This window comes from Sphingomonas sinipercae, from assembly GCF_011302055.1.
Lineage (GTDB): Bacteria > Pseudomonadota > Alphaproteobacteria > Sphingomonadales > Sphingomonadaceae > Sphingomicrobium > Sphingomicrobium sinipercae.
Map to the genome: position 1 here is coordinate 210310 of NZ_CP049871.1, position 25000 is coordinate 235309.

The following is a 25000-nucleotide window of genomic DNA, read 5'->3' on the forward strand; positions in this document are numbered from 1 at the left end:
CGCGGGTTGTTTGCGCGGCATGCCCACTGTCCTGATCACTGGCGCGAACCGTGGCATCGGCCTGGAATTCGCGCGCCAATATGCTGCCGACGGCTGGAACGTCATCGCCAGCGTGCGCGAAAGCAGCCCCGAATTAGAGGCCCTTGGCGTTCGAATCGAGCGCCTGGACATGCGCGATCTTGAGGCGGTCGCCAGCTTCGGCGCGCGCGTCGAGGATCTCGACCTGCTGGTCGCCAACGCCGGCACCTGGCTGCCGGAGCAGGCCGAAACCGCCCACGACGGCCGCGCCTGGGCCGAGATGATGGTGTCAAACAGCATCGGCCCCTACCTGCTCGCGCACTCGGTGCTGCCGAAGCTCCGCGCGCCGGGTGGCAAGTTGGTCGCGCTCAGCAGCGGGTTGGGCAGCATCGGCGAAAGCACCGGCGGCTACGTTCCCTACCGCAGCAGCAAGGCGGCGCTGAACATGGCGTGGCACGCCCTGGCGATCGAAGTGAAGCCGCGCGGCCTGATCGCCATCACGGTCGACCCCGGTTGGGTGAAGACCCGCATGGGCGGCAAGAACGCGCCGACGACTGCGGCGCAGAGTGTCAGCGAGATGCGGCAGCTGATCGAGCGGCTCACTCCCGAACAGTCGGGTGGCTTCCTCAAGCGCGACGGCGCGCGCCACGCCTGGTAGGTTGCCTTAAGCGCTGCTCCAATCTATAGGCGCCGCCTTTCCAGATCATTGGAAAAACCACCGGGCCGGCCAGTGAGGGCTGCCGTGTCGGGTGAGAAACGTCGCCGTCCGCCGCAAGCGGAGGGCACACAAGGAGACGAAAATGCCCAAGCTCAAGACCAAGAGCGGCGTCAAAAAGCGCTTCAAGCTCACGGCGACCGGCAAGGTGAAGCACGGCGTTGCCGGCAAGCGTCACCGGCTGATCAGCCACAACGCCAAGTATATCCGCCAGAACCGCGGAACCACGGTCCTTAGCGACGCCGACACGAAGACGGTGAAGCTGTGGGCGCCGTACGGCCTGAAGTAAGGAGCGCTAAGACATGCCACGCATCAAACGCGGCGTAACCACGCGCGCCAAGCACAAGCGGATCCTGGAGCAGGCGAAGGGCTATTACGGCCGTCGCAAGAACACGATCCGGATCGCCCGCCAAGCCGTCGAGAAGGCCGGCCAGTACGCCTATCGCGACCGCAAGGTGAAAAAGCGGTCCTTCCGCGCCTTGTGGATCCAGCGCATCAACGCGGCTGTCCGCGCCGAAGGCATGACCTACGGCACGTTCATCCACGCCCTGAAGCTTGCGAACATCAACCTCGACCGCAAGGTCCTGGCCGACATCGCGATGCACGAAGGCGAAGCATTCAGCGCGATCATCGCCCAGGCGAAAGCCGCGCTGCCGAAGGAGGGCGAAGCCGCTTAAGGCTCCGCTCTCCATCTGAAGAAGGGCGCCCGGGCAACCGAGGCGCCCTTTTTCGTATTTGGTAGACGGCGTCTTTGCGCGAGGGGGAGTTTGAGCATGTTGCCGTTGTTTGCCTGGCTGGCGCTCGCCGCCGCCGCCGATCCGGTCGCGCCGGCGAGCGAAGCCACCATCGACGCATTCATCGCCGCGCTCCCGCCATCGACGTCGACCAGGAAGAGCGAGATCGACGCCGCCGAGCTGAGTCGCCTGGCCGCGCTCAACCCCGGGCGCGGCGCGGAGGTGAAGGCCGCGCTTGAGGGCTCGGCGACGTGCCAGCGGACCGCCCAGGATGCCGCCGTGACCAGCGCGCTGCGTTCGAGCGCTCGCCGGCTTGGCGATGCGCAGTTGAAGCGGCTGACCGCCTTTTATGCCGGTCCGGACCACGCCATCTTCGCCGCTTTCGCAAGCCGGGTTCCGGACAAGCTGACCCCGGCCGAACAGGCCGAATTCGATCGCCTGCAAAAGGCGTATCCCCTCGAAGCTTATGCGAAGAGCAGCCAGCAGAGCCAGGCCGAGCTGTGGTCGCCGGACGGGCTGATGAACGAGCTGATGAAGTGCGATGAGCAGCTTGAGGCGGACATTGCGAAGCGCGGGCTGAAGCGCTGAGGCCTACCAGACGGCGTAGAGATTCCACAGGCAGTGCATGACGATCGGCAGGAATACCGATCCGGTGCGCCAGCGGGCCAATCCCAGCAGCAGGCCCTGAATGAAGATTATCCCGATGACGAGCGGGGAATAGTCCCAGTGGATCGCGGCCCAGACGGCGGCGGTCGCCACGATCGTCCCGGCCGCGCCCAGGGGCGTCTTCAGCAGCCGGCCGAACATGAAGCCGCGGAAGATCAGCTCCTCCATCGCCGGGCCGAATACCGCCACCCCAAGCACCCGGAACACGCTGTCCATCAACGGTTGCGCCTGCCACGGCGCGAAGTCGAATGGGCCGCGCCAATTGACCAGGAAGTCCGTGCCCAGCATCCAGGCCAGGGCTAGCGCGCACCATAGCGCTACCTGCCTCGCCGGCGGCCAGAACAGCGCCGGCGCAAGGATGTCCCGCTTGCCGAAGCGAAGGAAGATGATCAGGCAGCCGACGGCCGGGATCAGGAATTTGTAAATCGCGGGGATGGCCAGGTTCATGCCGCCCTGCCTAGCCACGCCGGCCCTGCGCCGCTTTGACCGATCTTGCTATTCGCGCGCTTGAGAGCGGGCCCAGGCGGCCGGGCTGATCCCCTTGTGCCGGCGAAAGGCGCGGGTGAAGGACGCCTGGTCGGCAAAACCGAACCGCTCCGCCGCGGCCGCCGCGCTCGTGCCAGACATCAGCGCCGCCGCCGCTTGCTCCATCCGCACGCGCCCTTGGAAGCGCGCCGGCGGGCAGCCGTAAACCGCCGCGAAGGTGCGGGCGAAATGGTGGACCGACATGCCGGCCGTGTCGGCCAGCCGCTTGAGGTCGGCAGGCTGGTCGATGTCGGCCTTCAGGTAGGCCGCGGCGCGGTCGACCTGCTGCAGCACCCGCTGGCTGGTTTGCCAGCGACGGGACGGGATGGCGCGAAACTGCCGCCCGACCGTTTCCGCGAGGCGCGGCAGTTGCTGCGCCGTCGCCGCGATCATCGCGGCCGCGCCGACGTCACCGGCAGCGGCCAGGTAGCGGCCCAGATCGGAATTGGCGGCGCTGACGACGACGGCGGGCGCGGGCAGGTCGACGCTTGGAAGACAGACGCAAATCGCGCGGTTGCCGTCGCGCCGTTCCAACACCACCCGCAGCCTGTGACCGGCCGAGATCAATATCATTTCCCCGGCGCGGACTCGCATCCGCGCGCCTTCGACCTCATAGGTCTCCTCGCCGTCGAGAACGATGTTGATTCCGGACGGGGACGATTCGACTTCATAGTCGCAGCGCTCGAGGTTCGAGAGGATGATCCTGCTGGCGCCCGGCGTGGTGCGCTGCGCCGGCAACTGCGTCAGATAGTCGAAGCGGACGGTCATCGCGCCCAGTCTAGCAGCCCAAAGCCGGAGGAGTCAGCCGGATCCTCCTACAGCAGCCGTTCGTACGCCGGCAGGGTCAGGAACTCGACCAGCTCGCGCGCAAAGACCATTTCCCGGAACAGCTCCGCCGCTTCCTGGATGTCCGGCACCTCCTGCAGCAGGCCGATTTCCTCGTCGAACAATTGGTCGAACAGATCGCGGTCGAAGCGGCGCCCATCGTCCAGGTCGGCGCCGAAGTGCAGCCATTGCCACAGCTGGGTGCGGCTGATTTCCGCCGTCGCGGCGTCTTCCATGAGGTTGTAGAGGGGCACCGCGCCTTTGCCGCCGAGCCAAGCGGCGAGATATTGGACGCCGACGCGAATGTTCTCGCGCGCGCCGGCCTCGGTGCGCGGTCCTTCGTGCATCGCCAGCATCTCGTCGCGGCCAGGCAGGTGCTCAGGCATCGTGGAAAGCTGATTGGGTCCGTCCATCGCCTCGAAGGCTTCCAGCGCAACCGATACCAGCGCCGGATGCGCGACCCAGGTGCCGTCGTGGCCGTTGCGAACTTCGCGCAGCTTGTCCTGCCGCACCTTGTCCATCGCACCGGCGTTCGCCGCCTCGTCGCCCTTTACGGGGATGAAGGCGCTCATCCCGCCCATCGCAAAGGCGCCGCGGCGGTGGCAGGTGGCGATCAGACGCAGCGAGTAAGCGGCGAGGAATGCCTTATCCATCGTCATCGCCGAGCGGTCGGGGGTCAGCCGGTCGGGCGTACGGCCGAGCCGCTTGATGTAGCTGAAGATGTAGTCCCAGCGGCCGCAGTTGAGCCCGACGATGTTCTCCTTCAGCGCATAGAGTATCTCGTCCATCTCGAACGCCGCCGGCAGCGTCTCGATCAGTACGGTGCACTTGATCGTCCCGCGCTCGAGCCGGAGCCGGTCCTCAGCCAGCGCAAACACGTCGCTCCACAGCGCCGCTTCCTCCATGCTTTCGAGCTTCGGGATGTAGAAGTACGGCCCCGAGCCCGCGGACAGCGCGCGGCGCGCGTTGTGCCAGACGTAGAGCGCGAAATCGAAGAATGCGCCGGAAACGGGCCGGCCATCGACGGTGACATGGTCTTCGGGCAGGTGGAGCCCGCGCGGGCGAACCATCAGCACCGCCGGCTGGTCGCCAACCCGATAGTGCTTGCCGCTCGCCGGGTCGGTATGATCCAGCCGCCCGAGCCAGTAATTGCGCAGGTTCACCTGGCCCTGGACCAACTCGTCCCAGACCGGCGAGGTCGCGTCTTCGAAATCGGCCATGAACACGCGCGCGCCGCTGTTGAGCGCGTTGATCACCATCTTGGCGTTGGTCGGGCCGGTGATTTCGACCCGGCGATCCTGAAGGTCGCTCGGGATCGCGCCGACTCGCCACTCCGCCGCGCGAAGGTCGCGCATATCCTCGCGGAAGTCCGGAAGCTCGCCGCGATTGAAGCGCTCCTGCCGGTCGAGGCGCCGATCGAGCAACGACCGCCGCCGACCGTCGAAGCGCTGGTGAAGCTCAAGAAGAAGGTCGAGCGCGTCGGTGCTCAATATGTCACTTGCGCCTCGAACCGCCGAAGGCTCGGCTGCAATCGGCGTTTCGAGGATCGTGCTCATCGCGCGGCAGGCTCGATGCAGATCGAATAGCGTTCGGTCGCCGTGCAATGATCGCGAAAGGTCAGGCGCTGCCACTCCATGCGGGCGTGAAGCTCGTCGTTATACGGCCCATGCACCTTTTCGGTACCGGGTTCGAGTTCGGTGAACCGGCAGTCCGCATAGTGGCCGCCGACGACCCAGAAACGCTGTCCCATATGCTTGCTCCCTATTCGGCTGCGGCGAACTGCGCCGCTTCGGTCGATTCGTTGAGTGCGGTGGTCGACGATTCGCCGCCGGAGACGGCCGTGGCCACGGCGTCGAAGTAGCCGGTGCCGACCTCGCGCTGGTGACGAGTTGCGGTGTAGCCGTCGGCTTCGCTTGCGAACTCGGCTTGCTGCAGTTCCGAATAAGCCGCCATGCCACGATCGCGATAGCCGCTCGCCAGCTGGAACATGGAATGGTTGAGGCTGTGGAAGCCGGCCAGGGTAACGAACTGGAACTTGAAGCCCATCGCCCCGAGCTCGCGCTGGAACCTGGCGATGGTGTCGCGGTCTAGGTTCGCCTCCCAGTTGAAGCTGGGCGAGCAATTGTAGGCCAACATTTTGCCGGGGAAGTCGCGGTGCACCGCTTCGGCGAAGGTCCGCGCCTGCTCAAGATTCGGCTTGCTGGTTTCGAACCACAGCAGGTCGGCGTGCGGCGCGAACGCCTTCGCTCGGCTGATGCAATTGTCGAGGCCGGTGCCGTCGCGCAGGCGATAGAAGCCCTCCGCCGTGCGCTCGCCGGTGATGAACGGCCGGTCGCGCTCGTCGACATCAGACGTCAGCAGCTTGGCGCTCTCCGCATCGGTGCGGGCAACCAGGATGGTCGGCACGCCCGAGACGTCGGCGGCAAGCCGCGCGGCGTCGAGGTTGCGGACCGCGGCCCTGGTCGGGATCAGCACCTTGCCGCCAAGGTGGCCGCACTTCTTCTCGCTGGCGAGCTGGTCTTCGAAGTGAACGCCCGCGACGCCCGCTTCGATATAGCCCTTCATGATCTCGAAGCAGTTGAGCGGTCCGCCGAAGCCGGCCTCCGCGTCGGCCACGATCGGCGCGAACCAGTCGCGCTTGGCGCCCCCTTCCATATGCTCGATCTGGTCGGCCCGCTGCAGCGCGCGGTTGATTCGCTTGGCGAGCTCCGGCCCGGTGTTCGCGGGATACAGCGACTGGTCGGGATACATGGCGCAGGCGGTGTTGGCATCCGCCGCCGCCTGCCAGCCCGACAGGTAGATGGCCTTGAGCCCGGCGCGGACCATCTGCATCGCCTGGTTGCCGGACATCGCGCCAAGCGCCCGCACCGGCTCTTCCTGGTTGAGCAATTCCCACAAGCGCAGCGCACCGCGGCGGGCCAGCGTATGCTCGACAGGGATGGAGCCGCGCAGCCGAAGCACGTCGTCGACGGAATAGGGCCGCTCGATGCCTTCGAACCGCCTAATGCTCGCTGGGACGACGTCGCTGAAATCCGCCATGTGGGTTGCCTTTCCGCTTTGCTGCTCGCCGCCAACAAACAGCAACGAACTTGCAAATGCTGCACAAAAAATGGCGGAGATGTCAGGTCGCGACTTGCCAAAGCTGTGAAGATGTTGACAACTTCACAACATGGCTGGGCGCAAACTCTTCCTCGGGCCGAGGCTGAAGCGGCTGCGGCGCGAGCGCGGCTTGAACCAGAGCGCGATGGCCGCGGAGCTTGGCGTGTCCGCATCCTACCTCAACCATTTGGAGCGCAATCAGCGGCCGGTGACGGCGGGCGTCCTTCTGCGGCTTGCGGAAGCCTTCGACATCGACGTCAAGAAATTCGCCGCGGAAGGCGCGGATTCGGCGAGCGCCGACCAGCTTAGCGAGATCTTCGCCGATCCGATGCTGTCCAACCTCGGCGTCGCGCGGTCCGAACTGGTCGAGCTTTCGGACAATGCGCCCAGCGTGGCCGATGCGGTCGTCCGGCTCTACACCGCGGTGCGTGAGCTGCAGCGCCAGCCGACCAGCGAGACGGGCGGCGATCCGCGCGCATTGATCACGCCCGAAACCTGGGTGCGCGATTACATTCAGGCGCAGCGCAACCATTTCCCGGAGCTTGAAGAAAGCGCCGAGACCCTCGGCCAGGGGCTTGGCGATCCCCTGTCGATCGCGGAGCCGTTGCGGCGGCGGCTGAAGGAAGCGTTCGGAGTCGAGGCGCGGGTGGTCGAGCCCGAGCAGCTGGACGATGCCAGCCAGCATTACGATGCCCAGCGCCGCACGCTGATGCTATCGGCGCTGCTGCGGCCGGAGAACCGCACCTTCGGCCTCGCCTACCAGCTCTCGCTGCTGGAATTTTCCCATATCCTCGACCGAATGGTCGACGCTGCACGCCCGCCCGACCTTGGCAGCAAGCGACTTCTGCACATGAGCTTCGCCAACTATGCGGCGAGCGCGATCATGATGCCCTATGGCAAGTTCCTGCGCGCCGCCGAGGAGCATCGCTACGCGCTCGATCGGCTGTGCGGCCAGTTCGGGGCCAACATCGAACAGATCGCGCACCGGGTCACGACTCTGGGCCGGGCCGGCGCGCGCGGGGTTCCCTTCTTCATGCTGCGGGTCGACCCGGCCGGAAACATTTCTAAGCGTTACGCGGGCGAGAGTTTCCCCTTTTCCCACTTCGGCGGCACCTGCCCGCGCTGGCACCTGCACGCCGCCTTCCAGACGCCCGGGCAGACGATCCGGCAACTGATCGAGACGCCGGACGGGCAGCGCTTCTTCACCATCAGCCGAACCATCGAGCGACCGATCCGCCCCGACCTTCGCGACGATGCGCTGCTTGCGGTCGGCCTTGGGTGCGACGTCCGCTACGCGCCGCGGATTGCCTATGCCGACGGCCTCGACCTGGTGAACACGCCGGCGACTCCGGTCGGCCCGGCCTGTGCGGTCTGCCCGCGCATGCAATGCGCTTATCGCGCGACGGCGCCGGCCGGGCGGATGCTTGCGGTGCACGAGAATCGCAAGACCATCTCGCCCTACCCGTTCCTCGCTGTCTAGGGCGCGACCGGTTCGCGCTCGAGCGCGGTGCGATCCCACTGCGCAAGCTCGGCCGCTGCCTCGTAGCTTCCCTGCAGAAAGCTGGTGAGCAAGGCCTCGGGATCGGCCGCCGCGCGAACCGCATCGTAGGACAGCGTGAATTCCTGGAAGTCGGCGTTCCAGCCTCCGGCATCGAGCGGCCGGTCGCGAAAGCCCGCCGGCTCCGGATAGGCGTAACTGTAGAAGAACGGCTCCGCCTCGACGGCGCCTGCTGCCCAGAAACCGGCGCTCGAAACCTCGTGGCTGTACGCTTCCCGGGTGATTCGGTCGGGAAGCCCGGGAACGCCGCCCGGATGCGCCGGCGCCGAGCGGCCGGAGAAACGGGTCACCGCCAGGTCGAAGCTGCCCCAGAAGAAATGGAGCGGGCTGGTCTTGCCGATGAAACCGGCGCGAAAGCGATCGAAGACCGGGACCATCGCCTGCAGCGCGCGATGGAGCGCAAGCGCCGCTTTGGGGTCGTAACGGCTTGGCCGCCGGTCCTGTGCAAAGGGTGTCGCATCGGCGATCTCATTGGGCCGTCCGTGAAACGTCGAAGGCAGGCCGTGCCGGTCGAGCAGGGCCCGAAGCTCGTCATGGAGCTCGGCAATGCTCTTGCCGTCGAAGCCGATGGCCGCGCGCGATCCATCGCTGACGGCCAGCGCCAGGCGATGCCGGCACAGGTCGATGGCCAGCGTGAACGTACGGCCATCGCCTGCGGCGGTCGGCAGGATCGCAAGTCCGCTGGCGGTCGGGCGCAGGGTCGCGTGCCACCCGTGGTTCACCCACGGCGCATGGGCGACCCGGATCTTGCCGAGCATCTGCGAGACGAGGTGAAGCAGCGCGAACGTGTCGTGATCGCGCGCCGGATCGAGCTTGGGCCAATCGCTCATCGGCGGCGATGTAGCACGCGGCTTTGCATTTTGCGCCGCGCCAAGGCTAAGCCGCGCGCCATGAATGATGCCGAAAGCCTGACCCGCTCGATTGGCGAAGCGCCCGATCTAGCCGCGCTTGAGCAACTTCGCGTCGCCGCGCTGGGCAAGTCCGGAAGCGTCACCGCGCAGCTCAAGTCCCTGGGGTCGATGAGCCCGGAGGAGCGGACTGCCAAGGCGCCGCACGTCCATGCGTTGCGCGAGCAAGTCACCGCTGCCCTCGCCCAGCGCAAGGCCGCGCTTGAAAAGGCAGAGCTTGAGCGCAAGCTGGCGACCGAGAAGATCGACCTGTCGCTGCCGGCGACCGACCTTGCGGTAGGAACTGTGCACCCGGTCAGCCAGGTGCTGGACGAGCTTGCGGAAATCTTCGCCGACCTTGGCTTCGCGGTCGCCGAAGGGCCGGAAATCGAGGATCAGTGGCACAACTTCACCGCCCTCAACATGCCGGAATTCCACCCGGCCCGGGCGATGCAGGACACTTTCTATTGCGAGCGGATCGACGGTTCCGACGCCGCCGAGCTGCACGTCCTTCGCACCCACACCTCGCCGGTGCAGGTGCGCACGATGACGTCGCAGCCGCCGCCGATCCGGATCATCGCCCCCGGCCGGGTCTACCGCTCCGACAGCGACGCGACCCACACGCCGATGTTCCACCAGGTCGAAGGGTTGGTGATCGACCGCAACATCACCATGGGCCACCTCAAATGGACGCTTGAAACCTTCCTGAAGGCCTTTTTCGAGCGCGACGACATCGTCCTGCGCATGCGCCCGTCCTACTTCCCGTTCACCGAACCCTCGGCGGAAGTCGACGTCGGCTGGTCGATGGAAAAGGGCCGGCGGGTGGTCGGCGGAAGCGAGGGCTGGATGGAGGTGCTCGGCTCCGGGATGGTGCATCCCAAGGTCATCGCCAATTGCGGGCTCGATCCCGACGAGTGGCAGGGGTTTGCGTTCGGCACCGGCGTCGACCGGCTGGCGATGCTCAAATACGGCATGGACGACCTGCGCGCCTTCTTCGACGGCGACCTGCGCTGGCTCAAGCATTACGGCTTCCGCGCACTCGACGTGCCGACATTGTCCGGCGGGGTGGGCGCATGAAGTTCTCGCTCTCCTGGCTGAAAGCGCACCTCGACACCGAAGCGGACGCGGCGGCGCTGGCCGAACGGATGACCGCCATCGGCCTTGAGGTTGAAGCGGTCACTGACCGGGCCGAGGCGCTGGCGCCGTTCAAGGTGGCCAGGGTGCTGACGGCGCAAAAGCATCCGCAGGCCGACAAGCTGCAAGTCCTCACCGTCGATGCCGGCCCGGAAATCAACCACGGAGCGCCGATCCAGGTCGTCTGCGGCGCGCCCAACGCCCGCGCCGGCATGGTCGGCGTGTTCGGCCCGCCCGGCGCCTACGTCCCCGGCAGCGACATGACGCTCAAGGTCGCGGCTATCCGCGGCGTCGAGAGCAATGGCATGATGTGTTCGGTCCGCGAGCTGCAGCTCGGCGATGAGCATGACGGGATCATCGAACTGCCCGCCGACGCGCCGATCGGCGCCGCTTTCGCCGATTTTGCCGAGCTCAACGATCCGGTGTTCGACGTCGCGATCACGCCCGACCGTGCCGATTGCATGGGCGTGCGCGGGATCGCCCGCGACCTCGCCGCAGCCGGCGCTGGACAGCTCAAGCCGCTGACGGTCCCGCAGATCGAAGGCAGGTTCGCCTCGCCGATCGCAATCCGTATCGAGGATGAGGAGGGCTGCCCCGCCTTTTTCGGTCGCGCGATCCGCGGCGTGCGCAACGGCAGCAGCCCCGAATGGATGCAGCGCCGGCTCAAGTCGGCGGGCCAGCGGCCGATCTCGGCCATCGTCGACATCACCAATTACGTGATGCTCGACCTCGGCCGCCCAAGCCACGCTTACGACGTCGCCAAGCTCGACGGTGCGCTGGTTGCCCGCCGAGCGAGGGAGGGCGAGCGCGTGCTCGCGCTCAACGAAAAGGAATATGCGCTCGACCCGTCGATGACGGTGATCGCCGACGAACGCCGGGTTCACGACATCGCCGGGATCATGGGCGGCGAGGACTCCGGCCTGTCGCCCGACACGACGCAAGTGATGCTCGAAGTCGCGTACTTCGCGCCGGACCGCATCGCCCGCACCGGCCAGCAGCTGGCGCTGACCAGCGATGCGCGCACCCGTTTCGAGCGGGGGGTCGATCCGGCGTTCCTCGGCGACGCGCTGGAGATTCTGACCGGCCTGATCCTCGAGCATTGCGGCGGCGAGGCGTCGGAAGCGCTGCATATCGGCAAGCCTCCGCTCGACCAGCCGGAGATCGCCTTCAGGCCCGAGCGGGCGCTTGGCCTGGGCGCGCTCGATGTGCCGGTTGACCGACAGCGCGCGATCCTGCTGTCGCTCGGCTTTGAATTCGTCGGCGACGACCGGGTCCGGGCGCCGAGCTGGCGGCGCGACATCGACGGGACTGCCGACCTGGTCGAAGAAGTACTCCGCATCGAGGGCTATGAGTCCATCCCATCGACCCCGCTTGAGCGCGTAGCTGGCGTGGCCAGGCCCACCGCGACGCCGTCGCAGCGGGTCGAGCGGAAGGTTCGCCGTGCCGCCGCGACGCTCGGCCTGGACGAGGCCGTGACCTGGAGCTTCGTCTCCGAAGCCGAAGCCGCCCCATTCGATGCCGCATGGCGGGTCGCCAACCCGATCAGCGAAGAATTGAAAATCATGCGGCCGTCGCTGCTGCCGGGCCTGGTCGCCGCGGCCCGGCGCAACGCCAATCGCGGTTCGGCGAGCATCCGGCTGGTCGAAATCGGGCGGCGTTACCTCGCCGATGCCGAACGCCCGACGGTGACCTTCATCCTGTCGGGCCAGAAGGCAGATCGGGACTGGCAGTCGGGCAAGGCGCAGCCGTTCGACGCGTTCGACGCGAAGGCGCACGTGCTGGCCTTGCTCGAAGCCGCCGGAGCGCCGGTCGCCAACCTCCAAGTGCTGGCCGACGCTGGGCCCAACTGGCATCCCGGCCGTTCCGCCCGCCTTGGCCTGGGGCCGAAGACGATCCTGGCGAGCTTCGGCGAGCTTCACCCGCAATTGGCCAGGACGCTCGATGCGCCGGCCCCGCTGGTCGCGGGCGAGATCTATCTCGACGCAATTCCGGCGCCGCGCAGTTCGAGCCGCACCCGTGCCCGCTTCGCGCCGCCCGCGCTGCAGCCGGTCACCCGCGATTTCGCTTTCTTCGTGCCGGCCGGGCTGACCGCCGATGCGTTGGCCAGGGCGATCCGCGGCGCCGACAAGGACGCGATCGTATCGGTTCGGCTGTTCGACCGCTTCGAAGGCGGCGAGGGACTGTCGCTTGCCTTCGAAGTCTCGCTGCAGCCGGGCGAGAAGAGCTTCACGGACGAGCAGATCGGCGCAATCTCGCAGCGCATCGTCGCCGCCGCCGAGAAACTTGGCGCCAGGCTACGCGGCTGATTCCAGCGCGTTGATTGCCGAATGCACGCGCCGCTCGATTTCGTCGCGCGGCAAGCCGGCGGGAATGGCGTCGCCAACCACGAAATGGATCGTGCCCGGCTGCTTGACGAGCCCGCGGCCCCACAGCCGGCCGCTGTCCATCGCCACCGGCACGACGGGCAGGCCAAGCGCGCGATAAAGCCCCGCGAAACCGGCGCCCAGCGGCGGCGTCTCCCCCGGCCTGACTCGGGTTCCTTCGGGATAGATCATCACCGGCCGGCCGGCTTCCTTGGCGGCGCGGGCTTCGCGCATCATCGCCCGAAGCGCCTTCGCGCCGGCGTCGCGGTCGACGACGATGACGCCATAGCGGCGGGTCAGCCAGCCGAAGAGCGGGATGTCGGACAATTCGCGCTTCAGCACCACGACCGGCGTTCGCGCGATCCGCATCATTTCCGTGGTTTCGAACATCGACTGGTGCTTGACCGCGATCAGGTAGCCGCCTTCCGGCACCTGTCCTTGCACCGCGACCCGGATGCGCAGCAGGTGCCGCGCGAGCCAGTGATTGAAGTCGCACCAGCCGTGCACCACCCCGCGCATCGGCGCGGTACCGAACAGGCTCGCCGAAATGCCGGCGAGGACGAACAGCGCCGTCCCCGGATAAAAGATCGCCGCGTAGAGGATGGAGCGGAGCAGCCGCACGATCAAAGCTCCAGCAGCACCGCGACCCGGCGCAGGAGATATTTGTTATATTCCGCGAACAGCGTGAGGAACGACGGCTGGGTCCGCGCCGCATCCGGGACGACTTCGTAGCGATCGTCGAGCACGCGGGCGAATTCGTAGCGCGCGCGGCGCATGTGCCAGTCGCTGGTGATCAGCCGGAACGAACGATAGCCATGCTTGTCGAGCCAGCGGCCGGTTTCCTCCGCGTTCGACCTGGTGTCGACGGAGACGCTGTCCAGGTCGACGCAGCAATTGAGCAGCCGGCTCCGCTTCTTCCCCAGCCTTGCCGCCAGGTCGGGCTTGGTCACCGACGGGTCGACCCCTGAAATGAGCAGCCGCCGGGCTTTCTTGGCCAACAGCACGTCCATCGCATGTTCGATCCGGCCGCTGCCGCCGGTCAGCACGACCGCCGCATCGGTCTTGCCCGCGGTGGCGGGACGCCCGAGCGTCACCGCGAACAGGATGAAGCCGAGCGCGTAAAGCAGCAGCAGGAAGGCGAGGAAGCGAGCGATCACAGGTTTTGTCGCAATGCCCTGAGCACCGTCCATCGCGCAACCGCGACCGCCAGGATGACGGCGATGAGGGGCAAGGCGGCAAGCACCGCATATTCGCGCGTGCCGAGCGGCGCCGTGCCGAACATGTCGCCGGCAAAGGCTGCGCCGGAGCCGCCGATCAGCAGGAGGGAAAGCGCGGCGACAAGGCTTCCGGCCACCGCCCCGACCGCTGCATCGAGCCCGATCTTGTGCTGGAACAGCCGCGTCAACTGGCTGTCGGTGGCGCCGATGCCGTGCATCACGTCGATCGTCGGGCGGTGGGTGTCGAAGGCGCCGCGCGCGGCCAGGACGACGGCGGCGGCGGTCGCGAAGAAGATCAGGAGGACCAGCGACAAGGCCAGCCATTGCAGCATCCGAAGCGATCCGAGCAACGGCCGAAGCTCGCTGCTTTCGGCGACGAGCGACGATCCCGGCGCCAGGTCCTGCACCCGTTTCCGAAGCCCGGCGACGTCGGCGCCCGGCCGCAATTGCAGAGTGATCAAAGCGGGCACCGGCAGGTCGGTGACGTTGGCTGCATCGCCCATCCAGCGGCGCAGCGTCTCCCGCATCTCCTGCTCGGGGATCGGCTCTGCAACCACCACTTCCGGCGCCTTGCGCACTGCCCGTGTCGCCGCTTCAAGCTGGCCCGGCGACGGGTCGGCAAGCTGCACGACGACGCGATGCTCGACGCCCTGGGCGATCGCGCCGGCGGCCCGTGACAAGGCCAGCCCGGCGGCCCCGACGACGATCATCGCAAAGACCATGATCGCGACCACCGCCACGCTTGGCAGGTGGAAGCCTTCGAACGGCAACAGCCGGCGTTCGGCGGAGGCGATCATGCCGGCGCCGTCCGGCGCGGCGGGTTCTTCAGGCCCCCGGTCGGGTCATTGAGTGCCCCGCCCTCCAGCCGCAGCCGCTCCGCGCTGGGGTTTGCGGCGATCAGGTTGATGTCGTGGGTGGCGACCACCACTGTCGTGCCAAGCCCGTTGAGCGCGTTGAACAAATGCAGCAGCCTTGACGCCATGTCGGCGTCCACGTTGCCGGTCGGCTCGTCGGCGACCAGCAGCTCCGGCTGGCTGATCACCGCCCGCGCAATCGCGACGCGCTGCTGCTCGCCGCCGGACAGGGTCGCCGGCCGGGCCCCGGCGCGGTCGGCCAGCCCAACCCATTCGAGCATCTCGCGAACCGGCCCGTCGACGTCCCGCTCCGACTTGCCGGCGATGCGCAGCGGCAGCGCGACATTTTCAAAGGCGGTCAGGTGGCGAACGAGGCGGAAGTCCTGGAACACGACGCCGATACGGCGACGAAAACCGGGCAGGTCTTCACGAGGCGCATCGCTCAATTCCTGCCCGAACAGGCGGATCCGACCCCGCGTCGGGCGCTGCGCCAGGTACAGGAGTTTCAGCAACGACGTCTTGCCCGCGCCCGACGGCCCGGTGAGGAAATAGAATCGGCCGCGGTCCAGGCGGAAGTCGAGGTCGCGAAGCACCTCGGCGCCGGTTCCGTAACGCAGGCCAACACTATCGAACTCGACGATCGGCGTCAGTTGACCGGCCCTCCCCAACCATTCTCTCGCACAGCCGACGCCGCCTTGCCAACGCCCGCTCATTCCTGTTTACCCGGAGTACACTCGGAGGGAAGGTACGAGGCGACATGATCCTGACCTGCCCGGCTTGCGGCACGCAATATGCGGTGAAAGACGGCGCCATTCCGCCCCAGGGCCGGAAGGTGCGGTGCGCGTCCTGCGGTGAAAGCTGGCACCAGCAACCCGAAGGCGGCGACGCGGCCGCTCAAGCGGACAATGGCGAAACCGCCCAGGCGGCGGGCGATCCGAAGCCGATGGCAATGGCTCCCGAGGCCGAACCCGCGCCAGCCGCTGGATCGTTCGACGATCCGGCCGCACAACCGGCGGACGACGACGGCCTGGGCTTTTCGACGGTTCCGCCGATCGCACCCGGCCCGGCCGGGGTCGAGGCGCCCTCGGCCGTGCCAATTCCGACCGATGACGGGTGGGACATCGTTTCCCGGCGCGACATGGAGCGGGAGTTCGATCCCGAAAAGGAAATCCCCGACGCGCGCGAGCTGGACGAGCTGCGCGACGAGACCGGGGAGGACCGCCGCCGCAACTGGGGCATGGCGGTCGCTCTGGCCCTGGTCCTCGTGATCGCGCTCGCTGCTGCATTCTGGCTGCTCGCGCCGGATTCGCTGCGCCGCTCGATCGGCTTCGGCAGCGCCAGTGCATCGCCGCTGCAAATCACCGCCCAGGGCGGACGACAGAAACTCGCCAGCGGCAACGAATTGCTGGTGGTGAGCGGGCGCGTCGTCAATCCGAGCACCGAAGCGCAGCGGATCCCGCCGATCCAGGCGCGGCTGCTCGGTGCCGGCGGCAAGGTCCTATACAGCTGGACGATCGCTCCACCGGCGACCAGCCTGCCGCCCGGCGGAAGCACCAGCTTCAGCAGCGCGGAAGTCGACGTGCCGAGCGGCGGCGACGATATCGCCGTCTCCTTCGGTCGACCCGTCCGGGGTTAACTTACTGGAATTCCACTAGTTTCGCTGGGCGCAGAGTGCCGTCCAGTTCGCGGAACTGAGTCTTCCTGAGCTGCGCTTCGGCGCTTTCCTGCCCGAGCTTGACCCGCGACCCGCTGACGATCCGAACGCTCGCGCGCGCCTGCTCGACGATCCGCGACGGCGGAGAGGGCGTGGCGGCGGCTGCCGCGGCAAGGGCGAAGACGACCATCATTAGTGACAGCCTAACGAACTGCCGGCGCAATGGTAAACGTCTTGTTAGGGATTGTTCCAAAATGGAGCAGAACAGCGGCGTTGCGCCGGGTCCGAGGCTTTGGTAGAGGCGCCGCCTTGCCAGTCGCGGCCATCCGGCCGCAACCTTTCATGCACGTGCGGTCGTGGCGGAACTGGTAGACGCGCAACGTTGAGGTCGTTGTGGCCGAAAGGCCGTGGAAGTTCGAGTCTTCTCGACCGCACCAGCATGGACGCCGCCGGACCTACCGGCGTGCCCAATGTCCTGAATTCGAAGTCGTCTCGGACGACTATTGGGTTGAAGCGAGCTTCAGCGCCTTGGCGACGGTGATTGCCCCGACCCTGGCGACGGGCGCGTCCGGGGTTACGACGGCGTCGATATTAAGCTCGGCGTCCACCGCGCCGGCAGTCGCCGATTCCGTTGCCACCCGGATCCGATACTGGCCGTAAGGCACGCCTTCGAACAGGAAGAAGCCGTCGAAATCGCTGCGCGCGGTCGCCACGACCTTGCCGGCGGCATCGACCAGCTCAAGGTCCAGGCCTTCGAAGCCGAGCCCGCCATTCTTGACCACCGAGCCTTCGACATCGCCCGACCCGACGAGCGGAATATCGACCCTGGCCGGGATACCGGGCCGCGGCACCACCACCTGCATCGCTTTTTTCGGCGCAAGCAGCGGATCGTCGAGGCTGGCGCGGTCGATCCCGACGACTAGCGGCGTAAAGGCGGTGAGGCCGGCAATCACCACCGAGCCACTGGCGTCGGTCGCCTTTGGCGCCGCCACGGTCCCGGTCGTGATGACCGCGCCCTTTTCGACCGGCTCGTCGGTTTCGCGAAGGCCATTGCCGTTGAGGTCGCGGAACACGCGCGCTTCGACGATTCCGGCCTGCGCCATCGGCTGGCGCGACAGGCGCATCCCGCTTCCCGGATCGAGCGAGAAATTGAGGTTGAAGCCGAGCGCGAAGGAGCCGTCGCTCGCCGCTTCGCCGGTTACTGCGAAAGCCATGGCGTCCATTCGCCGGACATGGGTGACGCGCGCCCGGCTGCGATGCAGGCTTGCGTCATAGGCCACCGCCCCTTCCCAATCGACACGGTCGCTAGCCGACCAATAAGCGGAAACCTCCGTCGAGCGGAGGCGGGCATGCGGCGTGATTTCGAAACTGGTGCCGCCGCGCAAGCGCACGTCGCCGACCCGGCCCGTGCCGATCAGCTCGGTCACGACCTCTCCCGGCGGGGCCTTTGCCCCGGCGAGATACTGGCGTTTGTAACCGACGCTCGACGCGAGGTTGAATCGCCCGATATTGGCGGAAAGCCGGGTTGCGGCCTCCAGTTCGCCGCTGCCGTCCGACCGCTTGCGCAGCCGCACGTCGGCGTGAGCCGGAATTACCGCCCGGCCGATCCGCACCGGCGCATCGATCGACACGCGGCCTTGCTTGACCGTTTCGCGCGGCCGCCCGGCCAGCCGGAAATCGTCGGCGGCGATGCCCTCCGCGCTTAAATTGACCGATCCGACCTTGGCCAGCACCTGGCCGCGGATCGCCGTGCCGCCGCGATCGTCGCGTGCAAGCGCAACTTCCGTCAGCGCCGGCCCAAGCGAGCGCCGCACGGAAGCTTCGACGAAGGTCACGCGCTCGTCGTCGAGCAGCATCGAACGGGCAAGCGCGCCGACCGAGGTCTGCACATCGAGGCCATGTTCTACCGCGATCGTCGCCTGCGTCTTCGGCAGCAGCTTGTCCGGCGATTGCTCGCGAAGGCCGATGACGTCGCGCCCCGGCTGGTTGACCCCGGCCCAATACCAGGTCTTGCCCGGCGGCACGTTTTCGCGCCCGACATTGATCTGTTCCGAACGTGCCCGCACTTGCCCCTGGGGACCGTAAAGGATCACGCTGAAGTCATTGTCGCCGTAAAGAAGCTGAATGTCTTCAAACACATAGCGCTGCCGTGAATCCGACCGGGCAAAGCCGAGCAATTGCCCGTTGCGATACAGTTCGGCGTCCCAGCCGGATGGCAGGTCGCCTTCGAAGCGGGTGCGGTCGAAGCTGCTGGGGTTGACCAGCGGCCGGTTGGTGACGACCGCGCCGCGCCCGCTGGCCGACGTCCCGGTCAGCCGGGTTTCGAACCCGCTGACGTCGCCGACGCCCACATGGGTCGCCTGGAGCGGGCCGAGCAGGTGGCCGTCGGGATCCGACCGGTAAGCGCGCAGCCGCAGTTGCGACGGAATCCCCTTGCGGCTGGTCGTCAGCTGCGCGTCGTACGACAAGTGGGCAAGCTCGCCGGCCGCATAGACCGACGCCTGGCGATCGACCTTGGCGCCAGTGTCGGCGCGATAGGTCAGGCCGCCGCTGACAACGAAATCGAGCGCCGGCGCGCGCCACATGCGATAGGGCAGGCGCACCTGCGGCAATGTCGACAGGTCGAGCTTGGCTTTCTTCAACGAAGCCGAACGCTTCTCGCGCTCGATCGCCAGCTCGACGGGCAATTTCGCTTCCGATTCCAGGATCAGCACCGATCCTGACGTCATTGGCCTGACGCCGATGCCAAACCAGCGCGCCAGGGCGGCGCTTTCGATGCACCAGCCTTCAGGCGTTTCCCGCACCGCGCCGCGCGCCAGGGCTTCGGCCTTGCCGCCGTAGCGCACCTGGTTGCTGCCGACGTCGATCGAGATGGCGTTGGCCTCCTTGAAGGCCCAGCCGCTGGCTTTCTTCGCGGTCAGGTCGATCTTCATCGGCACGTCGAGCGTGGCGAGGAAGTCGCCAAAGACGATGCACGTGCCTTCGGGCGTCGCATAAGCGCGCACCCCGTCGCCAAGGCGGTATTGCCGAAGCTTCACGTCGAGCAGGAACTGGTCGTCGGGGTCGGCCGCCCAGCCCTGGGTCACCGGCGTAGCCGCACCTGTGGCAAAGGCGCCGGCAACCGCCAGCGCCAAAGCCCCCGCTCTGCCGAGCCAGGTGAGCGTCCGAAGCATGAGGGGGCCCCCGGCCTCGCCTTCAGCTTACCTGAGGACCGCTTGCGTTTCGGCGAGGGTCTTCGACCCGTCCTCGAACGTCTCGATATATTGGACCGTGACCGGGCCGGCGAGCTGGCCCTTGAAGGATTCGGCGACCGGAATGACGACGTCGCGCGAATTGACGTCGGTGTAGACGGCAACCGCGCGCTGGATCGCGATGGGATCCTTGATGCCGCTTTTCAGCACCCTGACGTCGCCGAAGGTGGAGCGCGTGCCGGAGCGGGTCAGCGCGAGCGCGATGGCGCGCTTCCCGTCCCGCTCGGCGACGCGGACGTTGTTGATCGCCGCCTGCACCTGCAGCGAGCCGAGCCGGACGATGACCGGGATGGTGACGCCATAAACCGGGATCAGGCGGAAGCTGACGCCCTTGGCTTCGGCGGTCGCCTGCTGCGCGACCGGGATTGCCGGCGGGATCGCGCGGAACAGCAGGTGGACTCGATATTCGCCGTCGGCCAGCCCTTGCGGGGCGCGCGCGTTGATTCGGATCGACTGCGGCTCGTTCGGGGCGAGGGTCACCCGCCGCGGCGCATAGACGATCATGTTGCTCGCGGCCTGTTCCGCGCTGCTCGGCGACTTCACTTCTTCCAGCGACCCGTCGGGCAACATCCGCCGGAATTCGACCGAGATGCGATAGGTCGCCGGCTCGTCGCCGATATTGTTTAGGATGACTTCCGCACCCTTGCGGCCGTCGAGCACCAGGCGGGTCGGCGCGACCAGCAGGTCGCCGACGGCGGCGGCCGCCGGGGCCGCGGGCAAGGCGCAGGACAGCAGCGCGACGGCTGCGGCGACGTTCAAGGCAAGCTTCATCTGATCGAACCCCCACTTCCTCCATTTCGGAGCGAAGGGGCGTTCTGGCACCGGAATGGTTTATTTTCGGTCAACCATCCCTGTTCAGCACAGACGTAAAAAGGGGCCGCCGTTGCCGGCAGCCCCTGACTTTACCCGCGCTTCGAACGCGCGGACGATCGGCAACAGCGCTTACTGATAGTCGGCGCTGATGTTGAAGTTGCCGGTGTAGACGCCGTCGGCGGTCGCCGAGGTCACCGGGATAGAACCACCGATCGAGAACACTTCACCGGCCAGCGTCGTCGCGGCGCTGGTCAGCGTCACGCTTGCCGGCGCGTCGAGCGTCAGCGTCAGCGTGGCCGAGCCGTTGCTGAGCGAAACGTTCGGGGCCGTGACGGTGACAACCGCACCAGGGGTGCCGTTGATCTTGTACTTGGCGACCGAAGTCGTGCCCGAGCAGGTGACCTTGGTGGTGTCGCAGGTCAGCGCACCGGCCTGGTTGAGGCCGACCGAGGTCGAGAAGCCCGACGGGCCCGACAGGACGATCGTGCCGAGGTCGAAGTTCTGGGTCGATTCCAGCTTGAGCGGAGTCAAGATCCGGACCTTGCCGGTGGCATTGGTGGTAGCCGAAACCGGGGCCGCGTTGGCGCCGGTTGCCGTAAGAGCGAGCGCGGCAAAGGCGCCGGCGAGAACGAGCTTTTTCATCTGATATTTCCCCACTGGTTCAAAAGCGCGGCTGTCCCGACCTTGGTCCGGTCACCCGTGATCGCCTCATTAACCGCAGCCGCTTACGGCTTTGCTCAACAGCATGGTAAACGCGGCGCTAAGCTTTTCGCCGTTTTGGAGCCGTCTTTTCCTACAGGTATTCGACGGTGATCGGCACGTCCCCGCGATAGTCGCCCTCGGCATCGCCGGCGATCGACAAGCGGCCGCCGAAGCGGAACGACAAGGCGCCATTGGAATCGAGCTTGGGCGCCTGCGGAAGATCGCTTCCGATCTGGTCGATGGCGATGCTTCCGCCCGATAGCGAATAGAGCCGGAGCCTGTCCGGAAGGTCGATTCGCACCGCCCGGCCCGGCTCTCCGCGAACGGTCACGGCGCCGACCATGGCCCGGCCGCTGATCGCGGTGATCCCGCCGCTGGCGCTGCGTTCGCCGCTTGGCAGCAGGGTCGCCGATCCGCCGCCTTGCCCGAACAGGACAAGCCGGTCGAAATCGAGCGAGGCTTCGACGTTGAGCGCGATCTCGCTCTTGCTGGTGCCGAGCGACGGCGCGTCGGTGGTCGGCGTTCGGCACAGCCGGCATTGCGCCTGGGCCGGCACCGGCATTGCGACGGCCAGCCCCGCCGCCATCGCGAGCATTCCACAAAGACCGACACGGGGCGCCATGGTCCGGGGTGGTAAGCAACAGACCCTAAGACACCGTTAAGCATGTTCTGCCCGCGCCCGCTTGCGGCAGCGCCCCGGGCTTCGTATCGCTTGGACGTCCATGGCCCGATCCCCATCCGCAACCGGCCGACGCCCGATCCGAACGGCGTTCCAGCTCCTGCTCTATGCGACCCTGCTTGGCCTGCTTGCGCTTGGTGTCGCGGTCGCCGTCGCGGTCGCGTCGCTGCCCAGTTACCAGCAGCTGTCGAAACGCTCCGACCTCGGCCAGATGATCCGCGTCCACGGCGCCGACGGTTCGGTCCTGCTCTCGCTCGGGCCAAGCTTCGGCAATTGGCTCAGCTACGACCAGATCCCGCGCGAGATGCGCTCGGCCATGGTGGCGATCGAGGACAAGCGCTTCCGCTCGCACCTCGGCGTCGACCCGATCGGCATCGCTCGCTCGTTCAAGGTCCGGCTCGAATCCGGCCGCTGGCGGCAAGGCGGCTCGACCATCACCCAGCAACTCGCCCGCAACATCTTCCTGACCAACAGCCGCAACTTCGGCCGCAAGATCAAGGAAGCAGTGCTCGCGCTCGCCATCGAGCGCAAATTCTCGAAGGACCAGATCCTCGAACTCTATCTCAACCGGGTCTATTTCGGCGGCGGCGCCTACGGCATCGACGCAGCATCGCGCCGCTTCTTCGGCCACGGCGCCGAAAACCTGTCGCTTGGCGAAGCGGCAATCATCGCCGGCCTGGTCAAGGCGCCGTCCAATTACTCCCCAACCGCGGACGTTGAGGCCGCGCGCAGCCGTTCGCAGGTCGTGCTCGACGCGATGGTTGAAAACGGCTTCGTGTCGGCCGGCGCCGCCGCCAGCGCCGACCCGGCCAAGATTCGGGTGCAGCCGACCGTCAAGGAAAACAGCGTCCGCTACTTCACCGATTGGGCGCTGCCGCAGCTTGATACGCTGATCGACGAAACCAGCGAGCCGATCGACGTGTGGACGACGCTCGATCCGCGCATGCAGGCCGCGGCCGACCGCGCGATCGCCACCAACGCGCCCGCCGGAACGCAGGGGGCCCTGGTTTCGCTCGACCGAGACGGCGCCGTCCGTGCGATGATCGGCGGCCGCAACTACGTCCAGTCGATTTACAACCGCGCGACCCAGGCCCAGCGGCAGGCGGGCTCCGCGTTCAAGCTGTTCGTCTACTTAAGCGCGCTTGAAAGCGGGATGAAGCCGACCGACACGATGGTCGATCGCCCGGTCGACATCAACGGCTGGCAGCCGCGCAATTCCAGCCGGTCCTATGCCGGCGAAGTCACCCTTCGCGAGGCGTTTTCGCGGTCGCTGAACACGATCAGCGCCCAGATCGGCGAACAGGTCGGCTTCTCGACCATCGCGGACATGGCGCATCGCTTCGGCATCACCACGGCCATCTCGACCTATCCCTCGATGGTCCTGGGGACGAGCGACGTCCGGTTGATCGAAATGACGCAGGCGTTCGCTTCGGTCGCCAACCGCGGCGCGGGGGTAACGCCTTATGGCATCACCAAGGTCGTGACCAACGACGGCGAGGTTCTCTACCGCCACGATGCGCAGGAGGAACGCGTCCTGGTCGCCCCCTGGGTCGCCGCAGAAATGACCGACCTGCTGCAAACCGCGGTGATGTCCGGCACCGGTCGGGCGGCGCAGATCGGGCGTCCGGTGGCGGGCAAGACCGGCACCACCAGTTCCAACAAGGACGGCTGGTTCATCGGCTTCTCAAGCGGGCTCACCACCGGCGTATGGATGGGCCGCGACAATGCCCGCGCGGTGGCCGGGCTCCAGGGCGGGACCGCGCCGGCCCGCGCATTCCACGACTATATGACGGTCGCCGTCGCCAATCGGCCGGTACAGCCGTTCGAAACGCAGGTGCCGCTGCCTGACTGGGGCCTCGACGCCGACGAGCAGTATCCGGACGGCGAATATATCAACCCGAGCGCGGGCCAGATGGTCGACGCCGACGGCAACCCGATCTTCGTGGACGATCCGAACGGCGGGGCGCAGCAACAGCCGCCGGTTTACGAAGGCGACCCGGGCGACAGCGGATCCAGTCCGCCGTTCCGCGACCCATTCGCGCCAGCTCCGCAGCCGCAGCCGCAGCGCCTGCCGCAAACGCTGCCGCCGCCGCCCGGCCCGGGACAACAGCAGCCGCGGTCAGCCCCGCCGGCCGATCCCCTTCAGCCGCGGCCCCCAGGCGCGCAATAAGGCCCGCGCTTCGGCAACGTCGCCGCCGAACAGGTCGCGCTCGACCTGCTTGAACTTCGGTCCGTGATTGAGCTCGATCAGGTGGGCCACTTCATGGGCGACGACGAACTGGCGCGCCTCGGCCGGCGCCAGGATTAGCCGCCAGCTATAGCGAATCCGGCGCGCGCTGCTGCAGCTTCCCCAGCGGGTCGCCGCATCGCCGATCCCGACCGACGCGGGCGCGATCCCGGCGCGTGCGGCGACCTCCGCCGTTTCCCGCGACAACGTCTCCAGCGCCAGCCGCTTCAGGAAGCGCTCGATGCGGCCGGGAAAGGCGCTGGCTGGCCCGCCGACGACCAGCCGGCCTTCGGCGAGCAGCGGTGAACGGCCGGCCCCTTCAACCTGCACCAGAAGGACATCGGCCCCATCGATGGGAATGGTCGCGCCCGGAGCGAACGGTTCGGCCGCGGGCGCTTCGGTGATCTGCCGGTCGATCCAGTCGCGATGCCCGGTTGCCCAGCTCAACACCGCCCGGCGCGACAATCCGCGCGGATAGGTGACTTTGAGCAAATGCCTTGCAGCGTCGTAGCGAAGGCGCATCCGGCGGGCGCTTCGCAGCGGGGAAAGCAGGATCGGCGCCGGCAGGTCCGGGTGCCGTTCGAGCCGTTCAGAGGCCACGGTCGACCATATGATATTCAAGCTCGCCCGCATCGTCCTCGCTGACCGTCCAGCCGCGCGTCGACTGGCCGGCCTCGTGTACCGTCTCGCGGTCGCCGGAGATCAGGTAATGCCATTGCGGAAGCGGCTTGTCCTCGGCCCGCAGCCGATAGGCGCAGGTGTCCGGCAGCCAGTCCAGCGTGCCCAGCTTGTTGCGGTCGAGGATGACGCAGTCGGAGACTCGCCGCTTGCGGTTGCGATAGTCGGAGCAGCGGCCGTGACGCCGATCGAGCAGCGTGCAGGCGACGTTGGTCGCGAACAGCTCGCCGGTTTCCTCATCCTCGAGCTTGTGCAGGCAGCAGCGCCCGCAGCTATCGCACAAAGCCTCCCACTCGCCGCGGTCGAGCTGCGCTAACGGCTTCTCCCAAAAGGGTTTCGAGGACTTCACGACGTTCATGACAAGCGCTGCAATGCTCTGCTATCGACTCCCGATCAAGTTG

26 protein-coding genes and 1 tRNA gene are annotated in these 25000 nt (G+C 67.1%); 10 read left to right on the forward strand and 17 right to left on the reverse strand.

Annotation, left to right across the window (positions count from 1 at the left end; genetic code table 11):
- Positions 1-19 precede the first annotated feature (19 nt).
- The 4 genes from G7078_RS01095 to G7078_RS01110 all read left to right on the forward strand — a co-directional run bounded on the left by G7078_RS01095 (position 20) and on the right by G7078_RS01110 (position 2055).
- Complete coding sequence (locus tag G7078_RS01095) at positions 20-676, forward strand: SDR family oxidoreductase (protein ID WP_166092130.1); 657 nt, start codon at positions 20-22, stop codon at positions 674-676.
- 142 nt (positions 677-818) lie between these two features.
- Positions 819-1022 carry a 50S ribosomal protein L35 gene (rpmI, locus tag G7078_RS01100; RefSeq protein ID WP_166092132.1) on the forward strand — a complete coding sequence of 68 codons (204 nt, stop codon included), beginning with the start codon at positions 819-821 and terminating at the stop codon, positions 1020-1022.
- Positions 1023-1035: 13 nt separating this feature from the next.
- Positions 1036-1410, forward strand: coding sequence for a 50S ribosomal protein L20 (rplT, locus tag G7078_RS01105; protein ID WP_166092135.1), 375 nt, complete (start codon positions 1036-1038; stop codon positions 1408-1410).
- A gap of 96 nt (positions 1411-1506) precedes the next feature.
- Positions 1507-2055 (forward strand): hypothetical protein, encoded by a 549-nt coding sequence (locus G7078_RS01110; protein ID WP_166092136.1) that lies wholly within the window; start codon positions 1507-1509, stop codon positions 2053-2055.
- 3 nt (positions 2056-2058) lie between these two features.
- On the opposite strand, the gene G7078_RS01115 is transcribed toward G7078_RS01110, so the two are convergent.
- The 5 genes from G7078_RS01115 to aceA are packed head-to-tail and all read right to left on the reverse strand — an operon-like array spanning position 2059 to position 6522.
- Entirely contained in the window at positions 2059-2580 is a 522-nt protein-coding gene (locus G7078_RS01115; RefSeq protein WP_166092138.1) for a CPBP family intramembrane glutamic endopeptidase, read from the reverse strand.
- Between the two features lie 48 nt (positions 2581-2628).
- On the reverse strand, positions 2629-3426 hold the full coding sequence (locus tag G7078_RS01120) for a helix-turn-helix domain-containing protein (RefSeq protein WP_166092140.1): 798 nt from the start codon (positions 3424-3426) through the stop codon (positions 2629-2631).
- A gap of 47 nt (positions 3427-3473) precedes the next feature.
- Positions 3474-5039 carry a malate synthase A gene (gene aceB, locus G7078_RS01125; RefSeq protein ID WP_166092142.1) on the reverse strand — a complete coding sequence of 522 codons (1566 nt, stop codon included), beginning with the start codon at positions 5037-5039 and terminating at the stop codon, positions 3474-3476.
- On the reverse strand, positions 5036-5233 hold the full coding sequence (locus G7078_RS01130; RefSeq protein ID WP_166092144.1) for a DUF4170 domain-containing protein: 198 nt from the start codon (positions 5231-5233) through the stop codon (positions 5036-5038). Before G7078_RS01130 ends, aceB begins: the two co-directional genes overlap by 4 nt.
- 11 nt (positions 5234-5244) lie before the next feature.
- A complete protein-coding gene (gene aceA, locus G7078_RS01135; RefSeq protein ID WP_166092147.1) occupies positions 5245-6522 on the reverse strand; it encodes an isocitrate lyase in 1278 nt (425 codons plus the stop codon).
- A 130-nt stretch (positions 6523-6652) separates the two neighbouring features.
- On the opposite strand from aceA, the gene G7078_RS01140 reads away from it, so the two are divergent.
- Positions 6653-8062, forward strand: a complete 1410-nt coding sequence (locus G7078_RS01140) for a helix-turn-helix domain-containing protein (RefSeq protein WP_166092149.1) — start codon at positions 6653-6655, stop codon at positions 8060-8062.
- Here the strand turns inward: G7078_RS01140 and G7078_RS01145 are convergent.
- Positions 8059-8970, reverse strand: coding sequence for a DUF5996 family protein (locus G7078_RS01145; RefSeq protein WP_166092151.1), 912 nt, complete (start codon positions 8968-8970; stop codon positions 8059-8061). The two genes, G7078_RS01140 and G7078_RS01145, sit on opposite strands and share 4 nt — an antisense overlap.
- Positions 8971-9030: 60 nt before the next feature.
- Between G7078_RS01145 and pheS the strand changes: the two genes are divergently transcribed.
- Both pheS and pheT read left to right on the forward strand, forming a co-directional pair.
- A complete protein-coding gene (gene pheS, locus G7078_RS01150; protein WP_166092153.1) occupies positions 9031-10104 on the forward strand; it encodes a phenylalanine--tRNA ligase subunit alpha in 1074 nt (357 codons plus the stop codon).
- Positions 10101-12467, forward strand: a complete 2367-nt coding sequence (pheT, locus tag G7078_RS01155; protein WP_166092155.1) for a phenylalanine--tRNA ligase subunit beta — start codon at positions 10101-10103, stop codon at positions 12465-12467. The genes pheS and pheT overlap by 4 nt, the downstream gene beginning before the upstream one ends.
- Here pheT and G7078_RS01160 read toward each other — a convergent pair.
- The 4 genes from G7078_RS01160 to ftsE are packed head-to-tail and all read right to left on the reverse strand — an operon-like array spanning position 12456 to position 15245.
- Positions 12456-13145, reverse strand: coding sequence for a lysophospholipid acyltransferase family protein (locus G7078_RS01160; protein ID WP_166092157.1), 690 nt, complete (start codon positions 13143-13145; stop codon positions 12456-12458). The genes pheT and G7078_RS01160 overlap by 12 nt on opposite strands.
- Positions 13146-13147: 2 nt before the next feature.
- Positions 13148-13681, reverse strand: a complete 534-nt coding sequence (locus tag G7078_RS01165; protein ID WP_246166397.1) for a YdcF family protein — start codon at positions 13679-13681, stop codon at positions 13148-13150.
- Positions 13678-14538, reverse strand: coding sequence for a cell division protein FtsX (locus tag G7078_RS01170; RefSeq protein WP_206367457.1), 861 nt, complete (start codon positions 14536-14538; stop codon positions 13678-13680). Before G7078_RS01170 ends, G7078_RS01165 begins: the two co-directional genes overlap by 4 nt.
- A complete protein-coding gene (gene ftsE / locus G7078_RS01180) occupies positions 14535-15245 on the reverse strand; it encodes a cell division ATP-binding protein FtsE (protein ID WP_166096010.1) in 711 nt (236 codons plus the stop codon). The genes G7078_RS01170 and ftsE overlap by 4 nt, the downstream gene beginning before the upstream one ends.
- A gap of 107 nt (positions 15246-15352) precedes the next feature.
- Between ftsE and G7078_RS01185 the strand changes: the two genes are divergently transcribed.
- Positions 15353-16231: a zinc-ribbon domain-containing protein gene (locus tag G7078_RS01185; protein ID WP_166092164.1), complete on the forward strand. Its 879-nt coding sequence runs from the start codon at positions 15353-15355 to the stop codon at positions 16229-16231.
- A gap of 1 nt (position 16232) precedes the next feature.
- On the opposite strand, the gene G7078_RS01190 is transcribed toward G7078_RS01185, so the two are convergent.
- A complete protein-coding gene (locus tag G7078_RS01190) occupies positions 16233-16442 on the reverse strand; it encodes a hypothetical protein (protein ID WP_166092167.1) in 210 nt (69 codons plus the stop codon).
- A 157-nt stretch (positions 16443-16599) separates the two neighbouring features.
- Between G7078_RS01190 and G7078_RS01195 the strand changes: the two genes are divergently transcribed.
- Positions 16600-16686, forward strand: a tRNA-Leu gene (locus G7078_RS01195).
- A gap of 63 nt (positions 16687-16749) precedes the next feature.
- On the opposite strand, the gene G7078_RS01200 is transcribed toward G7078_RS01195, so the two are convergent.
- The 4 genes from G7078_RS01200 to G7078_RS01215 form a co-directional block, all read right to left on the reverse strand.
- Positions 16750-19422 carry an MSCRAMM family protein gene (locus G7078_RS01200; RefSeq protein ID WP_166092169.1) on the reverse strand — a complete coding sequence of 891 codons (2673 nt, stop codon included), beginning with the start codon at positions 19420-19422 and terminating at the stop codon, positions 16750-16752.
- A 27-nt stretch (positions 19423-19449) separates the two neighbouring features.
- A complete protein-coding gene (locus tag G7078_RS01205) occupies positions 19450-20271 on the reverse strand; it encodes a fimbrial biogenesis chaperone (protein ID WP_166092171.1) in 822 nt (273 codons plus the stop codon).
- Between the two features lie 171 nt (positions 20272-20442).
- Positions 20443-20955 (reverse strand): DUF4402 domain-containing protein, encoded by a 513-nt coding sequence (locus tag G7078_RS01210; protein WP_166092173.1) that lies wholly within the window; start codon positions 20953-20955, stop codon positions 20443-20445.
- Between the two features lie 151 nt (positions 20956-21106).
- On the reverse strand, positions 21107-21637 hold the full coding sequence (locus G7078_RS01215) for a DUF4402 domain-containing protein (RefSeq protein WP_166092175.1): 531 nt from the start codon (positions 21635-21637) through the stop codon (positions 21107-21109).
- Positions 21638-21737: 100 nt separating this feature from the next.
- Here G7078_RS01215 and G7078_RS01220 point away from each other — a divergent pair, with 100 nt between their 5' ends.
- A complete protein-coding gene (locus tag G7078_RS01220; RefSeq protein ID WP_166092178.1) occupies positions 21738-23864 on the forward strand; it encodes a transglycosylase domain-containing protein in 2127 nt (708 codons plus the stop codon).
- Here G7078_RS01220 and G7078_RS01225 read toward each other — a convergent pair.
- Both G7078_RS01225 and G7078_RS01230 read right to left on the reverse strand, forming a co-directional pair.
- On the reverse strand, positions 23814-24542 hold the full coding sequence (locus tag G7078_RS01225; RefSeq protein WP_166092181.1) for a M48 family metallopeptidase: 729 nt from the start codon (positions 24540-24542) through the stop codon (positions 23814-23816). The two genes, G7078_RS01220 and G7078_RS01225, sit on opposite strands and share 51 nt — an antisense overlap.
- Positions 24511-24957 (reverse strand): YcgN family cysteine cluster protein, encoded by a 447-nt coding sequence (locus G7078_RS01230; protein WP_166092183.1) that lies wholly within the window; start codon positions 24955-24957, stop codon positions 24511-24513. The genes G7078_RS01225 and G7078_RS01230 overlap by 32 nt, the downstream gene beginning before the upstream one ends.
- Positions 24958-25000 lie beyond the last annotated feature (43 nt).